Annotated in this window: 13 protein-coding genes; 2 read left to right on the top strand and 11 right to left on the bottom strand. The window is 71.4% G+C overall.

All coding sequences use genetic code 11. From position 1 onward, the window contains the following. Positions 1-35: 35 nt before the first annotated feature. From ACFLIM_RS04230 to ACFLIM_RS04215, 4 genes are read right to left on the bottom strand one after another with little or no spacing between them, the layout of a single operon-like run. Positions 36-3,197, bottom strand: a complete 3,162-nt coding sequence (locus tag ACFLIM_RS04230) for a 2Fe-2S iron-sulfur cluster-binding protein (RefSeq protein ID WP_393162068.1) — start codon at positions 3,195-3,197, stop codon at positions 36-38. After that, entirely contained in the window at positions 3,194-3,436 is a 243-nt protein-coding gene (locus tag ACFLIM_RS04225; RefSeq protein WP_393162066.1) for a sarcosine oxidase subunit delta, read from the bottom strand. The genes ACFLIM_RS04230 and ACFLIM_RS04225 overlap by 4 nt, the downstream gene beginning before the upstream one ends. Next, positions 3,436-4,626, bottom strand: coding sequence for a sarcosine oxidase subunit beta family protein (locus tag ACFLIM_RS04220; protein WP_393162064.1), 1,191 nt, complete (start codon positions 4,624-4,626; stop codon positions 3,436-3,438). The genes ACFLIM_RS04225 and ACFLIM_RS04220 overlap by 1 nt, the downstream gene beginning before the upstream one ends. Next, positions 4,623-7,049: a GcvT family protein gene (locus ACFLIM_RS04215; protein ID WP_393162062.1), complete on the bottom strand. Its 2,427-nt coding sequence runs from the start codon at positions 7,047-7,049 to the stop codon at positions 4,623-4,625. The genes ACFLIM_RS04220 and ACFLIM_RS04215 overlap by 4 nt, the downstream gene beginning before the upstream one ends. 104 nt (positions 7,050-7,153) lie before the next feature. On the opposite strand from ACFLIM_RS04215, the gene ACFLIM_RS04210 reads away from it, so the two are divergent. Continuing rightward, a complete protein-coding gene (locus ACFLIM_RS04210) occupies positions 7,154-8,176 on the top strand; it encodes a helix-turn-helix domain-containing protein (RefSeq protein ID WP_393162060.1) in 1,023 nt (340 codons plus the stop codon). On the opposite strand, the gene ACFLIM_RS04205 is transcribed toward ACFLIM_RS04210, so the two are convergent. From ACFLIM_RS04205 to ACFLIM_RS04180, 6 genes are read right to left on the bottom strand one after another with little or no spacing between them, the layout of a single operon-like run. Next, a complete protein-coding gene (locus ACFLIM_RS04205; RefSeq protein WP_393162058.1) occupies positions 8,173-8,931 on the bottom strand; it encodes an SDR family NAD(P)-dependent oxidoreductase in 759 nt (252 codons plus the stop codon). The genes ACFLIM_RS04210 and ACFLIM_RS04205 overlap by 4 nt on opposite strands. A gap of 1 nt (position 8,932) precedes the next feature. Further along, positions 8,933-11,209: a tetratricopeptide repeat protein gene (locus ACFLIM_RS04200; RefSeq protein ID WP_393162056.1), complete on the bottom strand. Its 2,277-nt coding sequence runs from the start codon at positions 11,207-11,209 to the stop codon at positions 8,933-8,935. Between the two features lie 19 nt (positions 11,210-11,228). Next, entirely contained in the window at positions 11,229-11,984 is a 756-nt protein-coding gene (locus tag ACFLIM_RS04195) for an SCO6745 family protein (RefSeq protein ID WP_393162054.1), read from the bottom strand. A gap of 49 nt (positions 11,985-12,033) precedes the next feature. After that, positions 12,034-12,846 carry a diaminopimelate epimerase gene (gene dapF / locus ACFLIM_RS04190; protein WP_393162052.1) on the bottom strand — a complete coding sequence of 271 codons (813 nt, stop codon included), beginning with the start codon at positions 12,844-12,846 and terminating at the stop codon, positions 12,034-12,036. 9 nt (positions 12,847-12,855) lie between these two features. Further along, complete coding sequence (miaA, locus tag ACFLIM_RS04185; RefSeq protein WP_393162050.1) at positions 12,856-13,761, bottom strand: tRNA (adenosine(37)-N6)-dimethylallyltransferase MiaA; 906 nt, start codon at positions 13,759-13,761, stop codon at positions 12,856-12,858. Between the two features lie 13 nt (positions 13,762-13,774). Further along, entirely contained in the window at positions 13,775-14,287 is a 513-nt protein-coding gene (locus ACFLIM_RS04180) for a methylated-DNA--[protein]-cysteine S-methyltransferase (protein WP_393162048.1), read from the bottom strand. Between ACFLIM_RS04180 and ACFLIM_RS04175 the strand changes: the two genes are divergently transcribed. After that, positions 14,286-15,200 (top strand): ribonuclease Z, encoded by a 915-nt coding sequence (locus tag ACFLIM_RS04175; protein WP_393162046.1) that lies wholly within the window; start codon positions 14,286-14,288, stop codon positions 15,198-15,200. The two genes, ACFLIM_RS04180 and ACFLIM_RS04175, sit on opposite strands and share 2 nt — an antisense overlap. Here the strand turns inward: ACFLIM_RS04175 and ACFLIM_RS04170 are convergent. Beyond that, on the bottom strand, positions 15,194-15,934 hold the full coding sequence (locus ACFLIM_RS04170) for an isocitrate lyase/PEP mutase family protein (RefSeq protein ID WP_393162044.1): 741 nt from the start codon (positions 15,932-15,934) through the stop codon (positions 15,194-15,196). The two genes, ACFLIM_RS04175 and ACFLIM_RS04170, sit on opposite strands and share 7 nt — an antisense overlap. Positions 15,935-15,978 lie beyond the last annotated feature (44 nt).

Here is a 15,978-nt window from a genome sequence, read left to right as displayed (position 1 = left end):
GTAAAGTCTAGGTAATCAAGTGCCCATAAATGGTCTTATAACGCCGCGAGGGCGTCGATCAGCCACTCTGCCAGGTATCTGGTGAAGGATGATCTGACGTAGATGCGGTACGTGCCGGGGGATCTCCGTTCCAGTAGCACCGCGGTCTGAGCCAGCAGGGTCTGAGCGTGGCCGGGGAACGCTGATGGGTGCAGGTCGATGGGGCAGCCGGTGATCAGCACGTCCTCGGCCTGGGGGCCTGAGAGCTCCAGGATCGTGCGTTGGTCCGATACGTCCACCCATTCCGGCTGTGGTTGGAAATTTCCGGATATGAGCCACCACGACGGGCCCAGCCGGAGGCCCACGCCCGGGTCCGTTCCACGCACCTCCCACGTGGGCTCGAAAGGGGCTTCGCGCAGGCGTACGGACGGGGTGCTCACGGCCTCGAAGCGGGCGGCGAAGGCGGCGGCGGGGCTCTCCACGCGGCATTCGCCCACGTACGAGGGAAGCGAGCCCTCCAGCGGGTCGCCGTCGCGGCGGGCGTTCTCCGGGTCGTAGAAGACGGGCTCCACGACGGTCACGCCGTGCGCCGCTCCCCCGGACACCGCCGTGATCCGGTCGCCTTGCGCGACGTTCCTGGCCATGGCGAGGCTGAACGTGCGGCCGAGCGCGGCGCTGGCATAACTGGAGGTCACATGGCCGATCATCGGTGCGGCGCCGTCCAAGATCCCGCCGGACGGCGCCCCAGCGTCCGCGGGCCGGGCGAGCAGCTGGGCGCCTTCCTCCACGAGCGTCGCCGGGTCGTCGGTCAGCAGGCCGATCAGACGCTTGCGGTCGTTCCTGGCGGTGTCCGGCCGGGCGTGGGAGCGCTTGCCGACGAAGTCCGGCTTGCGCTTGGAGACGATCCACGACATGCCGAGGTCCTGCGGGGTGACGGTGCCGTCGGTCTCCTGGCCGACGATCGCGAACCCCTTCTCGGCGCGCAGCACGTGCATGGTCTCGGTCCCGTACGGCACCGCGCCCAGGTCCAGCACCGCCTCCCACAGCGCCCTGCCGTACCGCCAGGGCACGTTGACCTCGTAGGCCAGCTCGCCCGAGAAGCTGATCCTGAACACCCGGCCTTCGACGCCGAGCACGGAGGTGCTCGCGTACCGCATGAATGCCAGTTCGACCGCTCCGGGCGCGACGGCCGCGATGATCTCCCGGGCGCGTGGTCCGACGACGGCGACCGTCGCCCAGTGGTCCGTGACCGACGTGAACGACACGTCCAGGTCCGGCCACTCCGTCTGATGCCACTCCTCCAGCCAGTCGAGCACCGCGGCGGCGTTGCCCGTGGTCGTGGTCATCAGGAAGTGGTCCTCGGCGAGCCTGGTCGTGGTGCCGTCGTCGAACACCATGCCGTCCGCCGTGCACATCAGCCCGTAGCGGCAGGCGCCGACGGCCAAGGTGGAGTACATGTTCGTGTAGATCCGGTCGAGGAACTCCCCCGCGCCGCCGCCCCGGATGTCGATCTTGCCGAGGGTGGAGGCGTCCATGGCGGCGACGGAGGTGCGGGCCGCGCGGCATTCGCGCCGCACGGCGGCCTCCATCGGCTCGCCGTCCTGGGGGAAGTACCACGGGCGCTTCCACTGGCCGACGTCCTCGAACACCGCTCCCCTGGCCACGTGCGCGTCGTGCATGGCGGTGGTCCTGACGGGGTCGGACAACGCGCCGCGATCACGTCCTGCCAGGGTGGCGAAGGACACCGGCGCGTACGGGGGCCGGAACGTGGTGGTGCCCACCTGGCCGGGCGCGGCTCCGAGGAGGGCCGACATGACGCCCACGACGACCGCTCCCGAGGTCTTGCCCTGGTCGGCGCCGGTGCCCGCGGTGGTGTAGCGCTTGACGTGCTCGACCGACCGCATCCCGGTCGCCGTCGCCCTGGCCAGGTCGGCGACGGTCACGTCCCGGTGCAGGTCCACGAACGCGGGCTCGTCCGAAGGTGCGTCGACCGTCCAGAGGGCGGCTGGTGGCCGTTGAGGCCGCTCGTCGCACTCCGGCACCCGCAACTCGGCCGCCTCGGGGCGTCTGCCGTCAAGCGCCGGCTCGGCGGCCTCCGCGCCGGCGGCGTACCCGTCGGCAATGGCCTCTCGGGTGCCGTAGACGCCCCTGCATGCTCCGGCCGAACGCTCCGCCTGGGCCGAGGTGCCCGGGACGAAAGCCTGCAAGGCCTCGTCGAAGCGAACCCGTCCCTGCGACTGGCTGAACAGGTGCACGGCCGGGTTCCAGCCGCCCGCGACCGCCAGCAGGTCGGCCGGGAAGTGCCGATCACCGACCTGGACGCCCGTGAGCACGCCCTCCGCGTCACCCGTCGTCCCGGTCACCACCTGACCGGCCAGCACCTCGACGTCGTGCGCAAGCCCCTCGGGGCGCGGATCAACGACCGTCACGTCCATTCCGCAAGCCACGAGGTCGCGCGCCGCCTCATAGCCCGAATCCGCGCACGCGAACACCACCGCCCGCCGCCCGGCACGAACGCCGTAGCGGTTCGCGTAGGCCCGCGCGGCCGAGGCCAGCATCACCCCCGGCCGGTCGTTCCCGGGGAAGGCGACCGAGCGCTCGTGCGCCCCCGTCGCCAGCACCACCCTCCGCGCCCTGATGTGCCACAGCCGCTCACCCTGAGCCCTACGCTCCACGGCCACCACATAGTTGTGGTCGTAGTAACCGACAGCGGTCGTCCTGGTGAGCACCCGGGCAGGCAACGAGAGTCCAGCCACCCACTCCAGAGCGGGAGCGCCGTCCAGAACAACCTGGCTGTTCAGCAGGTCACCGCCCAAAAGGGGCTGGTCGTCCACGAGGATCACCCGCGCCCCCGACTGCCCGGCCGCGACGGTGGCGGCCAGCCCGGCGGGGCCACCGCCGATCACCAGGACGTCGCAGTGCAGGTAACCCTTGTCGCAACGCCGATCGTCCGCGGCGTCCAGGTCCACCCGCCCCTTGCCGCGCAGGCTCCACGCCTCCAGCCCGTCGTACAGCTCCACGGTGGTGGCCGCCAGCATCGGATCGGCGCCCACCCGGACCAGCGCGTTCGGCTCCTCGGGCCCGGCGGTGAAGATCCCGCGCGGCCGCCCCAGCTCCACGCTGCGGCCCACCACCCGCACCCCGTTGCGCAGCAGCGCCGCCGCCAGCGTGTCACCCGGCTCAGCCACCAGCGACCGGCCGTCGAACGTGAACCTCATGGGGCCTTCCTGATCTCGTGGGTGACCGTGTGCCGCTCGACGTCGAACCAGGTCCGGCAGCCGTGCCCGTGGAACCAGCGCTCGCGGAACCAGCCCTTGGGGTTGTCACGCAGGAACACGTACTCGGCCCACTCCTGATCCGACGTCTCGCCGGCGGGGTAGGCGATGCCGGCCTGGCCGCCGTACCGGAACTCGTTCTCGTCTCTGGGGCCGCAGTGGGGGCAGGCGATCAGCAACATCAGTGCGCCACCGCCGCCGCGCCGTGCTCGTCGATGAGCGCCCCCGTGCTGAACCTGTCCAGCGCGAACGGCTCCGCCAGCGGATGCGGCCTCTCGTGAGCGAGCGTGTCGGCGTACACCCAGCCGGCGCCGGGAGTGGCCTTGAAGCCGCCGGTGCCCCAGCCCGCGTTGATGTAGAGGCCGTCCACGGGGGTCGGACCGACGATGGGCGACGCGTCCGGGGAGACGTCCACGATGCCCGCCCAGGTGCGCAGCACCCGAACCCGGCTGAAGATCGGGAACAGCTCCAGCGCCGCCGCCATCTGCGCCTCGATGACGTGCACGCCGCCGCGCTGCCCATAGGAGTTGTACGCGTCGATCCCCGCCCCCATGACCAGCTCACCCTTGTGTGCCTGGCTGACGTACACGTGGACGGCGTTCGACATGACCACGCAGTCGAGCACCGGCTCCAGCAACTCTGACACCAGCGCCTGGAGCGGGTGCGACTGCAGTGGCAGCCGGATCCCGGCCTGCGCGGCCAGCACCGACGTGTGCCCGGCCGCCGCGAGCGCGACCTTCCCGGCCGCGATCCGCCCACGCGAGGTCTGTACGGCCATCACCCGATTTTTCGTGATCTCGAACCCCGTGACCTCGCACCCCTGGATGAGATCGATCCCGTACGCGTCCGCCTTGCGAGCCAGCGCCCAGGCCACGTGATCATGCTTGGCGATCCCGCCGCGCCGCTGCAAGGTCGCGCCCATGACCGGGTAGCGGGCCCGGTCGGACACGTTGATGATCGGGCAGAACTTCTTCACCTCGTCCGCGTCCAGCCATTCGGCGTCCACGCCGTTGAGCCGGTTCGCGTTGACCCGCCGCCGGCCCTCGCGCACGTCGCCCAGGCTGTGCGCCAGGTTGAGCACCCCGCGCTGGCTGAACTGCAGGTCGTAGTCCAGCTCCGCGCTCAGCCCCTCCCACAACTTCAGCGAGTGCTCGTAGATCGCGGCGCTCTCGTCCCACAGGTAGTTGGAGCGGATGATGGTGGTGTTGCGGGCCATGTTCCCGCCGGCCAGCCAGCCTCGTTCCAGGACGGCGACGTTCGTCAGGCCGTGGTTCCTGGCCAGGTAGTACGCGGTGGCCAGGCCGTGCCCGCCGCCGCCCACGATCACCACGTCGTACGCCGGCTTGGGGTCGGGGTTACGCCAGAGGATCAACGTTTGATCTTCTCCATCCCGGGGTCGAACAGCGGCTCGGCGGCGACTTCCGCAGGGACGCGGCGGCCGAAGTAGGAAATATCCACAATTGTCCCGGGCACGGCGAGCTCGATCGGCAACCAGGCGTACGCGATGGGACTCTGGATGGTGTGGCCGTAGGCCGCGCTGGTGACGTACCCGACCGTGCGCCCCTCATGCCTTACTGGCTCCTTGCCCATAACCACTTCGGTGCTGAGCAGCGGCACCAGCTTGCGGGTGATCTCCGTGGAGAGGGCGTCGCGGCCGATGAAGTCCTTGTCGGTCTTGACGGCGAAGGCCAGCCCCGCCTCGTACGGGTTGTGCTCGGTCGTCATGTCGACCCCCCACAGCCGGTAGCCCTTCTCCAGCCGCAGGCTGTTGAAGGCCGCCCGCCCACCCGCGACGGCCAGCCCGGGGGCCCAGAGCGTGTCCCACAGCTTGAGGCCCATGTCGGCGCTGGTGTAGAGCTCCCAGCCCAGCTCGCCCACATAGGAGACGCGTAGCGCCAGCACCGGAACATGCCCGATATATCCGGACTTGCAGGTGAAGTAGCGGAAGCCCTCGTGGGACAGGTCCATGTCGGTCAGCCCCTGCACCAGCTCCCTGGCCCGCGGTCCCCACACGCCGACACAGCAGGTGCCGGGCGTGATGTCGCGTACCTGCACGCCGCCGGGCGCGTGCCGGGTCAGCCAGTCGAGGTCGAGGTTGCCGTTCGCGCCGATCTGGAAGCGGTCCTCCGCCAGCCGCGCCACCGTGAGGTCGGACCTGATGCCGCCCCTGGCGTCGAGCAGCAGCGTATAGGTGACCGAGCCGGGCTTCCTGTCGACGTTGTTCGTGGTCATGCGCTGCAGGAACCCCACCGCGCCAGGGCCGCCGACCTCGATCCGCTTGAGCGGCGTCATGTCGTAGAGCGCGGCCTCTTCCCTGGTGGCGTGCGACTCGCCGGCCGCGATCGGCGACCAGTAGCGGCCGGCCCACTCGTCCCGCTGCGCGGCGCCCAGCTGCACCTTCGCGGGGAAGGGGAGATGGGAGGATCTGAGCTTCACGAGGTCCTCAAGGAGCGGCGCGTTGGACTCGAACCAGTGGGGCCGCTCCCACCCGGCCGCCTCCAGGAAGCTCGCCCCCAGCTCCCGCTGGCGCGGGTAGAACGGGCTGGTACGCAGCGGGCGCGGTGACTCCATCGGCTGGAGCGGGTGGATGATGTCGTAGACCTCGACGAAGTTCTGCTTGCCCCGCTCCTCGACGAACGCGGGCGCCAGCTGCGCCTGCTCGAACCTGCTCAGCTCGCACTCGTGCAGGTCGAACCCGGACGTCCCGGTCACCAGCAGCTCGGCGACGGCCTTGGCGACCCCGGCCGAGTGCGTCACCCAGACGGCCTCGGCCAGCCAGAACCCGTCCAGATGCGGCGCCTCGCCGATCAGCGGGAACCCGTCGGGCGTGAAGGAGAAGATCCCGTTGATGCCGTCCTCGTACTTGGACTCGGCCAGCGCGGGCAACAGCTCGACCGCGTCCCGCCAGGCGGGGTCGAAGTCCTCCTCGGTGAACGCCTGCACCGACGGCATGGTGGTGCCCTTGGGACCGATCTCCTCCTGGGTGACCGGCATGGGCCGGTGCGAGTAGGAGCCGACGCCGATGCGGTCGCCGTGCTGGCGGAAGTACAGGTCGCGGTCCTGGTGCCGGAGGATGGGGCCCTCCGGCTGGGGTGCCAGGGGACCGGACTTGGCGTACTGGTGGGCCAGCGGCAGCAGCGGCACGTTGAGCCCGGCCATCTTCCCGATCGAGGGCCCCCAGAACCCCGCTGCGCACACCACCACGTCGGCGGGGATCGTCCGGTATTCGCCCGAGGTCACCACCGAGACGCCGGTGACCCGGCCGCCCTGCTGCTCGATGCCCACCACCGTGTGCCCCGGCAGGAACCTGGCCCCGCGTTCCGTGGCCCGCGCCGCCTGCGCCTCGCCGCACGCGACCGCCGCCGCCAGCCCGTCACTGGGTACGTGGAACCCGCCGAGCACCTTGTCCCGGTCGAGCAGCGGCCACAACTCGGCGCACCTGCCGGTGTCGACCAGGTGCCCCTCGACTCCCCACGACTCGGCCCAGCCGTGCTTGCGGTGCAGGTCGGTCCAGCGTTCCGGGGTGGTGGCCACCTCCAGCCCGCCGACCTGACGGAAGCACCGCTCGCCGAGGGCGGTGTACTTGCGCACCGTGTACGCGGCGAACTCGGTCATCGTCTTCGACGGGTTCGTCTGGAAGACCAGGCCGGGGGCGTGCGAGCTGGATCCCCCAGCGGCGAAGAGCGGCCCCTGGTCGACGACGGTGACATCGGTCCACCCCCGCTCGGTGAGCTCGTCAGCGAGGGCACATCCCACGATCCCCGCCCCCACGATCACCAATCGGGGCCGACTCATGACGCCTCCGGTTGTTCCTTAATGCGCAACACGTACCGGACTACGCAACGACCATAGAGCCCCAGGCACTGCCGAACAAGCCTGACGTAATCTGAATCGGGATCATGGCACGTCAGGAAGAGAGTGACATGGCGCAGCGGCGCTTACTCGAGGGGCTCGGTGTCACCGTCGCCGAGGAGACGGCCTACCGCGCGCTGCTCAGGCACGGCCCCGCCACCCTGAGCCAGCTGGCCACCGAGACCGGCTCGTCCGCCGCCGCCATCCGGCGCATGTTGCCCAGGCTGGAGGACCTCGGGCTGATCTCCCGGGTCGCGGGCCGGCCGCTGCGACTGATCGCCACTCCCCCGAACATCGCCATCGACATCCTCGTCGCCCGCCGCCAGGAGGAGATCACCCACAGCAGGGCGGCCGCCGCGCTGCTGGCCACCGAGGTCGCCGAGCGCACCGGGCCGCACCCGGAGGAGGTGCTGGAGGTGGTGACCGGACGCGACGCCGTGGCCCGCCGCTATCTCCAGCTCGAGCGCAACGCCACCCAGGAGATGCTGGTGCTGGTGCATCCGCCGTACGCGGTGGACATCAGCGACGACCAGGAGAACCGGCAGCGGGCGGCCCGCCAGCGGGCGCCCACCCGCGGGATCTACAGCCCGCTGGCGTTCGAGCATCCGGGCATGCTGGCCCACACGCGAGAGGCCATCGCCGACGGCGAGCGGGCCAGGCTCGGCCAGGTGCCGGTCAAGCTGGCCATCGCCGACGCGGGCACGGCCATCCTGCCGCTGGTCTCCGACGAGGACAGGGCCGTGGAGAGCGCCCTCGTGGTGCACCCGTCGGCGCTGCTCGACGCCCTGGTGGGACTGTTCGAGACGTTGTGGCGCGCGGCCGTGCCGCTGCACCTGACCGCCGAGGACACCCTGGAGCCCGAGGTGTGGCCGCAGCCCCCGGACACGGAGGTGCTGGCGTTGCTGGCGGCCGGCATGAAGGACGACGCCATCGCCAGGCAGCTGGGGCTGAGCCCGCGTACGGTGCAGCGCCGCGTACAGGTGCTGTGCGAGCGCCTGGGCGCCAGGACCCGCTTCCACGCCGGTTTCCTCGCCGCCCAGCACGACCTGCTGGTCGCGCCCGAGAGCTAGGTGAGCAGGACCCCGCCGTCCACCGGCAGCGTCACCCCGGTGATGTACGAGGCCGCGTCGCTCGCCAGGAAAACGGCCGCGGCCACCAGCTCCGCCGGATCGCCGGGCCGCTTCATCACCGTCCTGGACTCCACGATCTGCTCGACGAAACCGGGTTTGAACTGCTCGGTCATCTCCGAGCGGAAGAACCCCGGCTCCAGGCAGTTGACCCTGATGCCGCGCCGCCCGGTCCACTGCTGCGCGAGATCCCGGGTGAGCCCGATCAGCGCCGCCTTCGACGCGCTGTAGGCGGCCTGCGGCAGCCCCACCGTGGTCTCGCCCAGCACGCTGCCGATGTTCACGATCGACGAGCCGGGACCCATCACCCGCGCGCACGCCTGCGCCATCCAGTAAGTCCCGTACAGGTTGACGTCGAAGACCTGCCGGAACTCCTCGGGGGTCTCGCGCACGGCGGGCACGGCACTGCCGATCCCGGCGTTGTTGATCAGCACGTCCACCTGGCCCATGGCCTCGACGGCCGCGGTGACGAGCGCGTCGCAGTCCTCCGGCTGTGACACGTCGGTCCGCACGGCCAGGCACCGGCGGCCGGTCTCCTCGACCAGCCGCCGCGTCTCCACCAGCCGGTCCTCGCGCCTGGCGCCGATCACGACGTCGGCGCCCGCCTCGGCCAGGCCGCGGGCGAAGGCGACGCCCAGCCCCGAGGAGGCACCGGTGACGATGGCCACCTTGCCGTCGAGGCTGAACCGCCCCAGCACGTCAGAGCCCGTATTCCTTGACGATCCGCTCGTGCCGCTCGACCTCGACGTCGATCTCGCGGGCCAGGTCGAGCCAGGCCAGCGGATGCACCCAACGCTCGGTGGCGTCGTCGAGCAGCGCGTCGACCTCGGAGGCCGACACGTCCGGCGGCACCGCGACCCACCCGAACACGCCCGGCAGCGACTCGCCGCTGGTCGGGTGGGTGACGGAGTAGTTTTCGTCGCTGTAGACCCACATCGGCCAGCCGCGCTCGGCCATGACCTCGGTGAAATCCGCCCAGTCAGACTCGCTCGGCGCGGCTCCGTCGAAGAAGTAGCTGGTGTAGCCGCCGGGCCGCAGGATGCGTACCGCCGCGAAGGGCGGCACGAAGTTCTGCTGCTCCTGGGGGTCGTCCGGGACGGGCTCCAGGAGCTGCGGGTCGAACACGACCAGGTCGCCGGCGTTGTAGTCCATGCCGCGTGGCTGCGGCAGGGCCAGCCTGGCGGTGGCGGGCCCGGTGCGGATCGAGAGCACCTGGCGCTGGCCGCCGTCGGGCGCGGGGAGGATGACCCTGATGAGGCCCATCTCCTCCTCGATCGGACCCTCCTTGGACTTGATCGGCATGCCGATCTTGGCCGCGCCCTTGCGCACGGTCTCCCAGTCCTCCGCCGAGGTGGCCATGACGATCATGCGCCAGACGTCCTCCTCGGCGAGCTCGTCGAGCACCTCGAGCAGCACCTCGGCGGCCCTGGCGTTGTGGTCGAGCTGCTGGGCGGCACCGGACAGCAGGCGGCGGGCCTCGACCCCGGCCCCGGCCGCGACGGCGTGCTCGGCGGCGTCGAGCGCCTCCTGCCAGCGCTCACGCGCGGTGTGCAGCCTGGCCAGGGCGACGTGCTGGGCGTCGTGCGGGAGCAGCGCGGCCAGCTGCTCCAGCCGCTCGTCCTGGCGGGCCTCGATGAGCAGCGTGGTCAGGTAGGCCACGTCGTCGGGGTCGGCGCCGGCGATGTCACCGCTGTCGACCAGCAGCTTCCAGTAGATGTCGGCGCCGGTGGCGGGGTAGCCGAGGAAACCGAGCGTGGTGGTGTGGCGGCGGGTGGCCTCCAGGTCCTGGCCGGACAGCGGCGCCAGCCAGCCGACCCACCTCTCCGGGTCGGCGTTGAAGCCGTCGGCGGCGTCGAAGAGGCCGACCCTCTCCTCCAGCGGGCCCGGAGCCTCGGGCTCGGTGGCGGCGCCGGCGACGGTCCGCAGCGCGGCGATGCGCTCGGCCAGCCCGCCGGTCTCGCGCAGCTCGGCGGCGCCCGACTCGGCCAGGTCGGCGAGCAGCCTGGCCTGCCACACGCCCTGCCTGGCGACGGCCAGGTCGCCCGCGATCAGCGCGAGCTCGACGCGGGCGCGGTAGCCGCCCATCATGCCGAAGTAGTCCATCCACTGGCGCAACACGCGGCCGAGCTGCCAGGTGTTGGTGATCTGCGAGGAGCCGGCCAGCTTGCTGACCGCCTGTGACCACTCCACGAACACGCGCGGGTGCTCGCCGACCACGTCGAGGTCGGGCAGCGCGTCCACGGCCTCGGCGGTGCGGCCGAGCGTGGCGAGGATGAGCGAGCGTCGCACGCCGTCGCGGTGCTCCTTGGCCACCGGGTCGTCCGGCTGGAACCCGGCCGCGGTCTGCAGCGCGTCGAGCGCGTCCGCGGCACGGCCCGCGGCGAGCAGCGCGCGGGCGCTCTCGGCGCCGAGCTCCCAGCTCGCCTCGCGCCCGGCCGTGCGCAGCCGCTCGACGGCGGACTCGGCGTAGGTGACGGCCTCGCCGGGCTTGCCCGCGTCGATGAGCGCGGCGACGTATTGCGTCACGAGCCCGGTGAAGGCCGGCCGCTCGGGGCTCACGCCGTCGATGAACGACCCCAGCGTCTCCAGGCGGTCACCCGCGTAGCCGGGGCCGTCGGCGTTGGCCCACGCGATCGCCAGCGCCTCCACCGCGGCCGGGGCGGCCGGGCACTCACGGACGTCTTCGCGCTGAGCGAACGCGAGAAGCTGCTGCGCATCGTCGATCGCGACCGCGCCCTGCGCCCGGTCGCCGATGCGGCCGATCAGGTGCCAGTAGCGGGCGTAGAACTCGAGCCAGGGCAGCTCCAGGGTCTCGGCCTGCTGCGCGATGGCCGGGGCCATGACGTCGAGCTGCGGATATCGGCCCTCATAGGCCTGTGCGGGGAGGTCTCCCAGCGCCATGGCGAGGCCAACGTTGCCCGCCTCGGAAAGCTGCTGCTGGGTTTCGCCGACCCAGGCCCAGATGTCCACGTCCATGGGCAGTCAGTCTGCCAGGTCAACGGGCGTGCCCAAAACGCAGAAGCTCGATGAGCTCGTCCGATTCACCGTCGTCGAGGGCCGAAAATACCGGCGCCATCAGGTCGTCGGTCTTCTCCTCCACCGCCGCCCGCCGCGCCACGACGTCAGGCCCGGGCGTGGCGTAGGGCTCTGGCCAGTTGAAGAACCTGGCGATCATCTCGCCCGCCGCCGTCCCGAACGGGGTCGCGTCGTGCCTGGTCGCGAGCGTCGCCTCCAGCGGGTGCAGGCCCGCCGCGATCACGGCGTTGGCGTGCAGGCCGCCGCGCAGCTCGCGTACGACGTGCATGAGCTGGACGGCGCGAGCGGGCGGGTCGTCGGCCAGCGGCACGGTCCGCCACCCGGCGAATAACGGGACGCCGACCGGCGAGGCCCGCTCGACGACCGGCTGGAGCAGCTCGGCGATCCTGCCGCAGCCGTCGTAGCCGCCCAGCTTGCGCCTGCCCCAGGCCCTGCACACCTCGGTGTAGAGTTCGACGGCGCGCTCGACGGGGAGCTTGCGGCCGCCGTTCCAGCTCTCTTCGACGTGTTCCGGCGGGAAGAAGACGACGACCGAGTTGACCACGTCGGCGTCGCACTCGCCGAGCACGCCGCAGCGGCCTCTGAAGTAGAGCTCGCGGGCGCCGAGCCCGTGTTCCTCGCAGACGGCCTTGGCCTCTCTGGAGACCATGAACCCGCCGCCGAACTGGCCGATGGGCGCCTTGGCCAGGGCCGCGGTCGTGCGTGGATCAGCCATGTCCACCACCTCGGTTCGGGAAGCGGACTCAGCATCCCTCAGGAGAACATCATTCTGCAAGCATCAGTTCGCCCTCGGCCACGATGATCGCGGCGCCCGTAAGGTAGCTGGTGTCCTCGTCGAGGGTGACGGTCAGCGTGCCGCCCGGCACCTCGACCGTCCACGTGCCGGTGGTGTCGCCCGACAGGTGCGCCGCGGCGATGGCCGTGGCCACCGCGCCGGTGCCGCAGGAGCGGGTCTCGCCGGAGCCGCGCTCGTAGACGCGCATGACCACGCGGCTGACCCCGACCGGGTTGAACAGCTCGATGTTGACGCCGCCGGGGAAGACGCCGGGGTCGAAGCCCGGCTGGTGGGTGAGGTCGAGCTGGACGACCGGGTCGCCGATGGCGCAGGCCAGATGGGGGTTGCCCATGTCGACGTGGAGCCCGGTGTATTCCTGGCCGCCGACGCTGGCCACGCTCTCGCCGTACACGACGGGCTTGCCCATGTCGACGGTGATGTCGCCGCTGGGCTCGACCCGGATCCTGCGCACGCCGCCCCTGGTGGCCACCGCGAACTCCGGCGGCTCCACCAGCCCGGCGTCGACCAGGTAGCGGGCGAACACGCGTACGCCGTTGCCGCACATCTCCGCCATGCTGCCGTCGGCGTTGCGGTAGTCCATGAACCACTCGGCCGCGGACGCCTGCTCGGTCACCTCGTGGCTCTGCTTGGTGCGCGCCACCCTGAGCACTCCGTCGGCCCCGATGCCGGCCCTCCTGTCGCAGATCCTGGCGACGAGCGCGGCGGACACGTCCACCCCGCCGTCGGGATCAGGCAGGATGACGAAATCGTTCTCGGTGCCGTGCCCCTTGAGAAAGCGCATTCTAGGAGTTTATGCGCACGGGTGTCCTGCGATCCGCGCGAGGGATCTCTCCAGGAGGTCGGGAGCGTCGTAGGGCAACCAGCACACCCGGGGGTCGCGGCGGAACCAGGACTCCTGGCGGCGGGCGAAGCGCCTGGTGGCCCTGACGGTCTCCTCGATCGCCTGCTCCTCGCTCCACTCGCCGTCCAGGAAGCGGATGACCTGGGCGTATCCGAGTGCGCGGCCCGCCGTGCGGCCCTCGGCCAGGCCCTGCCCGAGCAGCGCCCGTACCTCCTCGACCAGGCCCGCCCGCCACATGCGCTCGACCCTGACCGCGATCCGCTCGTCCAGCTCCGGCCTGGGCACCTCCAGGCCGAGCTGCACGCTGGGGTAGACGGCGTCGTAGGAGGGCATGGTGGCCGAGAAGGGACGCCCTGAGTGCTCGATCACCTCCAGGGCGCGCACGATGCGGCGGCCGTTGCTCGGCAGGATCGCCGCCGCGGCGGCCGGGTCGAGCTCTTTGAGCCGCTCGTAGAGGGGATCCGGGCCGCGTTCGGCCAGTTCGGACTCCAGCCTGGCCCTGATCTCCGGGTCGGTGCCGGGGAACTCCAGGTCGTCGATGGCCGCCCGGACGTAGAGGCCGCTGCCGCCGACCAGCACGGGCGTCTCGACGGACTCGAAGACCGCCCTGGCCAGCCGCTGGTATTCGGCCACGCTGGCCGTGACGGTGACGTCCCAGATGTCCAGCAGGTGGTGCGGGACCCCGCGCCGCTCGGCCGGGGTGAGCTTGGCCGTGCCGATGTCCATCCCCCGGTAGAGCTGCATGGAGTCGGCGTTGACGCATTCGCCGCCCAGCCGGAGCGCGAGGTCCACGGCGAGGTCGGACTTTCCGGCCGCGGTGGGGCCCACGACGGCGATGACTGGCTGCTGGCGCACAGCGACAAGTGTGCTAGAGATCCAGCAGTGTCGGCTGCAGGTAGCCCTCGTGGGTCAGCAGCCAGCGCTTGGTCTCCACGCCCTCGCCGCCGCTGAAGCCGCCCAGGCCGTTGCCCGCGATCACGCGGTGGCAGGGCACGACGATCGGGATCGGGTTGGAGCCCATGATCGAGCCGATCCCCCGGGCGGGCACGCTGGAACCGCTGCGCCGGGCGAGTTCGCCGTACGTGACGGCGGTGCCGTACGGGACCTGGTGGAGCGCCTGCAGGACCCGCAGCCGCGAGCCGGACATGAGCCGCCAGTCGATGGGCGTCTCGAAGGCCCGCAGGTCGCCGGCGAAATAAGCGTTGAGTTCGGCGACCGCGAAGGCCGTACGATCCGCATCATGGACTTCAGCCAGCCCGAGACGGTCGGCCAGCCCCGCACGGGACCCCCAGCCCGACGCCATGAGACCGACCTCGGTGACGGCCAGCACGAACGGGCCCACCGGCGTCGGCACCTCGGCCAAGGCGACTGTGGTCATCATGTCCTCACGTGAGCTCGTGGTGCTGGGCACTTCCAGCGCGGTTCCTACCCGACACCGTAACCACAACGGGTACCTTCTGCGCTGGGACGGTCAAGGCTTCCTTTTCGACCCCGGCGAGGGCACGCAGCGGCAGATGGTGCACGCCGGGCTGAGCGCGCACGACGTGCACTGGCTGTGCCTCACGCACTTCCACGGCGACCACTGCCTGGGCGTGCCCGGGATCGTCCAGCGCATCGCCCGCGACCGGGTCAGGCATCCGGTGCGCGCGGTCTTCCCCGCCTCCGGCGAGTCCTACTGGCGCAGGCTCCGCCACGCCGCCGCGTTCGCCGACACCTCCGTCATCTCCGAGCATCCCGTCTCCGGCGACCTGGCCGGCGTCGGCCCGCTGACCGCGCGCCGCCTGTCCCACCCCATCGAGTCGTACGGCTACCGCGTCCAGGAGCCCGCCGGGCGCCGCATGGTGCCCGGCAAGCTGGCCGCGCACGGCATCCGCGGCCCTGAGGTCGGCGAGCTCCAGCGCACCGGCTCCGTGCGCGGGGTCACGCTGGACCAGTGCAGCGTGCCCAAACCGGGGCAGAGCGCGGCGTTCGTCATGGACACCCGGCTCTGCGACGCCGTCTTCGAGCTGGCCTCGGGGGCGGACCTGCTGGTGATCGAGTCCACGTTCCTGTCCTCGGAGAGCGGGCTGGCCAAGGAATACGGGCATCTGACGGCGTTCGAGGCGGGGCTGGTGGCGGCGGACGCGGGGGTGCGCAGGCTGGTGCTCACACACTTCTCCGAGCGGTACGGGTTCGCCGACGAGCCGTCCTTCGCCGCGGAGGTGCGGCGCAGCTTCGACGGGGAGGTCGTGCTCGCCCGCGACCTGATGACGATCCCCGTACCGCGCCGTCAGGTCCACAGCCCGGATCAGTAGGGACTCTGACCTTCCCGCACCTTCGCGAACAGCCCCTGGGCGTAGACGTGCGCCGCCTGGTGCAGCCCGCCGCCGAAGCTGATCCTGGCCACCCCCAGCTCACCCAGCCGCGCGAGCGCCGGAACCCCCGGCCTGAACAGCACGTTCACCGGCGCTCCCAGTTCCCCGACCAGCGCCCGGATCTCGTCCTCATCGCCCAGCCCGATCGGGTACACGCAGTCGGCCCCCGCCGCCAGATACCGCCGCCCGCGCTCGACGGCCTCCTCGCGCGACGTCCGCCCGCGAATGTACGTGTCGATCCGCGCGTTGATCACCAACCCCGGCCCCGCGGCGTCCCGCACCCCCGCCAGGAAGTCCGCCTGGGCGCCGGCGTCGGCCAGCTCGCCCGTACCCGGAATGGAGTCCTCCAGGTTGCAGCCCACGGCTCCGGTCGCCAGCAGGCGTTCGGCCAGTTCGGCGGGCTTGAGCCGGTAGCCGCGCTCGACGTCGGCGGTGACGGGCACGTCGACGGCCCTGACCACCCGGGCCACGGCCGCCATCATCTCGCCGACCGGCGTGCCCTCGCCGTCCGCGTACCCCAGCACGCGGGCCACGGCCGCGCTGCCGGTGGCGACCGCGGGAAACCCGGCTTCCTGAACGGCGCGCGCGGAGGCGGCGTCCCACACGTTGGGCAGCACCAACGGGGTCCCAGGAACGTGCAACGACCGCAGGGCGGCCGCGTGGTCAATCGTCATCCCACGACCCTACGAACCGGAGTGGCTCCCGCCATAGGTCCAAT

Source organism: Nonomuraea marmarensis (assembly GCF_043197025.1).
GTDB lineage: Bacteria > Actinomycetota > Actinomycetes > Streptosporangiales > Streptosporangiaceae > Nonomuraea > Nonomuraea marmarensis.
Note: the sequence above shows the minus strand (reverse complement) of the source record. Positions and strands in the feature narration are given on the sequence as shown.

Bases quoted from the DNA above. Each gene is read 5' to 3' on its own strand.
- ACFLIM_RS04230 (WP_393162068.1), bottom strand. From the start codon at position 3,197: ATGAGGTTCACGTTCGACGGCCGGTCGCTGGTGGCTGAGCCGGGTGAC.
- ACFLIM_RS04225 (WP_393162066.1), bottom strand. From the start codon at position 3,436: ATGTTGCTGATCGCCTGCCCCCACTGCGGCCCCAGAGACGAGAACGAG.
- ACFLIM_RS04215 (WP_393162062.1), bottom strand. From the start codon at position 7,049: ATGAGTCGGCCCCGATTGGTGATCGTGGGGGCGGGGATCGTGGGATGT.
- ACFLIM_RS04210 (WP_393162060.1), top strand. From the start codon at position 7,154: ATGGCACGTCAGGAAGAGAGTGACATGGCGCAGCGGCGCTTACTCGAG.
- ACFLIM_RS04200 (WP_393162056.1), bottom strand. From the start codon at position 11,209: ATGGACGTGGACATCTGGGCCTGGGTCGGCGAAACCCAGCAGCAGCTT.
- ACFLIM_RS04195 (WP_393162054.1), bottom strand. From the start codon at position 11,984: ATGGCTGATCCACGCACGACCGCGGCCCTGGCCAAGGCGCCCATCGGC.
- dapF (WP_393162052.1), bottom strand. From the start codon at position 12,846: ATGCGCTTTCTCAAGGGGCACGGCACCGAGAACGATTTCGTCATCCTG.
- ACFLIM_RS04175 (WP_393162046.1), top strand. From the start codon at position 14,286: ATGTCCTCACGTGAGCTCGTGGTGCTGGGCACTTCCAGCGCGGTTCCT.
- ACFLIM_RS04180 (WP_393162048.1), bottom strand. From the start codon at position 14,287: ATGATGACCACAGTCGCCTTGGCCGAGGTGCCGACGCCGGTGGGCCCG.
- ACFLIM_RS04170 (WP_393162044.1), bottom strand. From the start codon at position 15,934: ATGACGATTGACCACGCGGCCGCCCTGCGGTCGTTGCACGTTCCTGGG.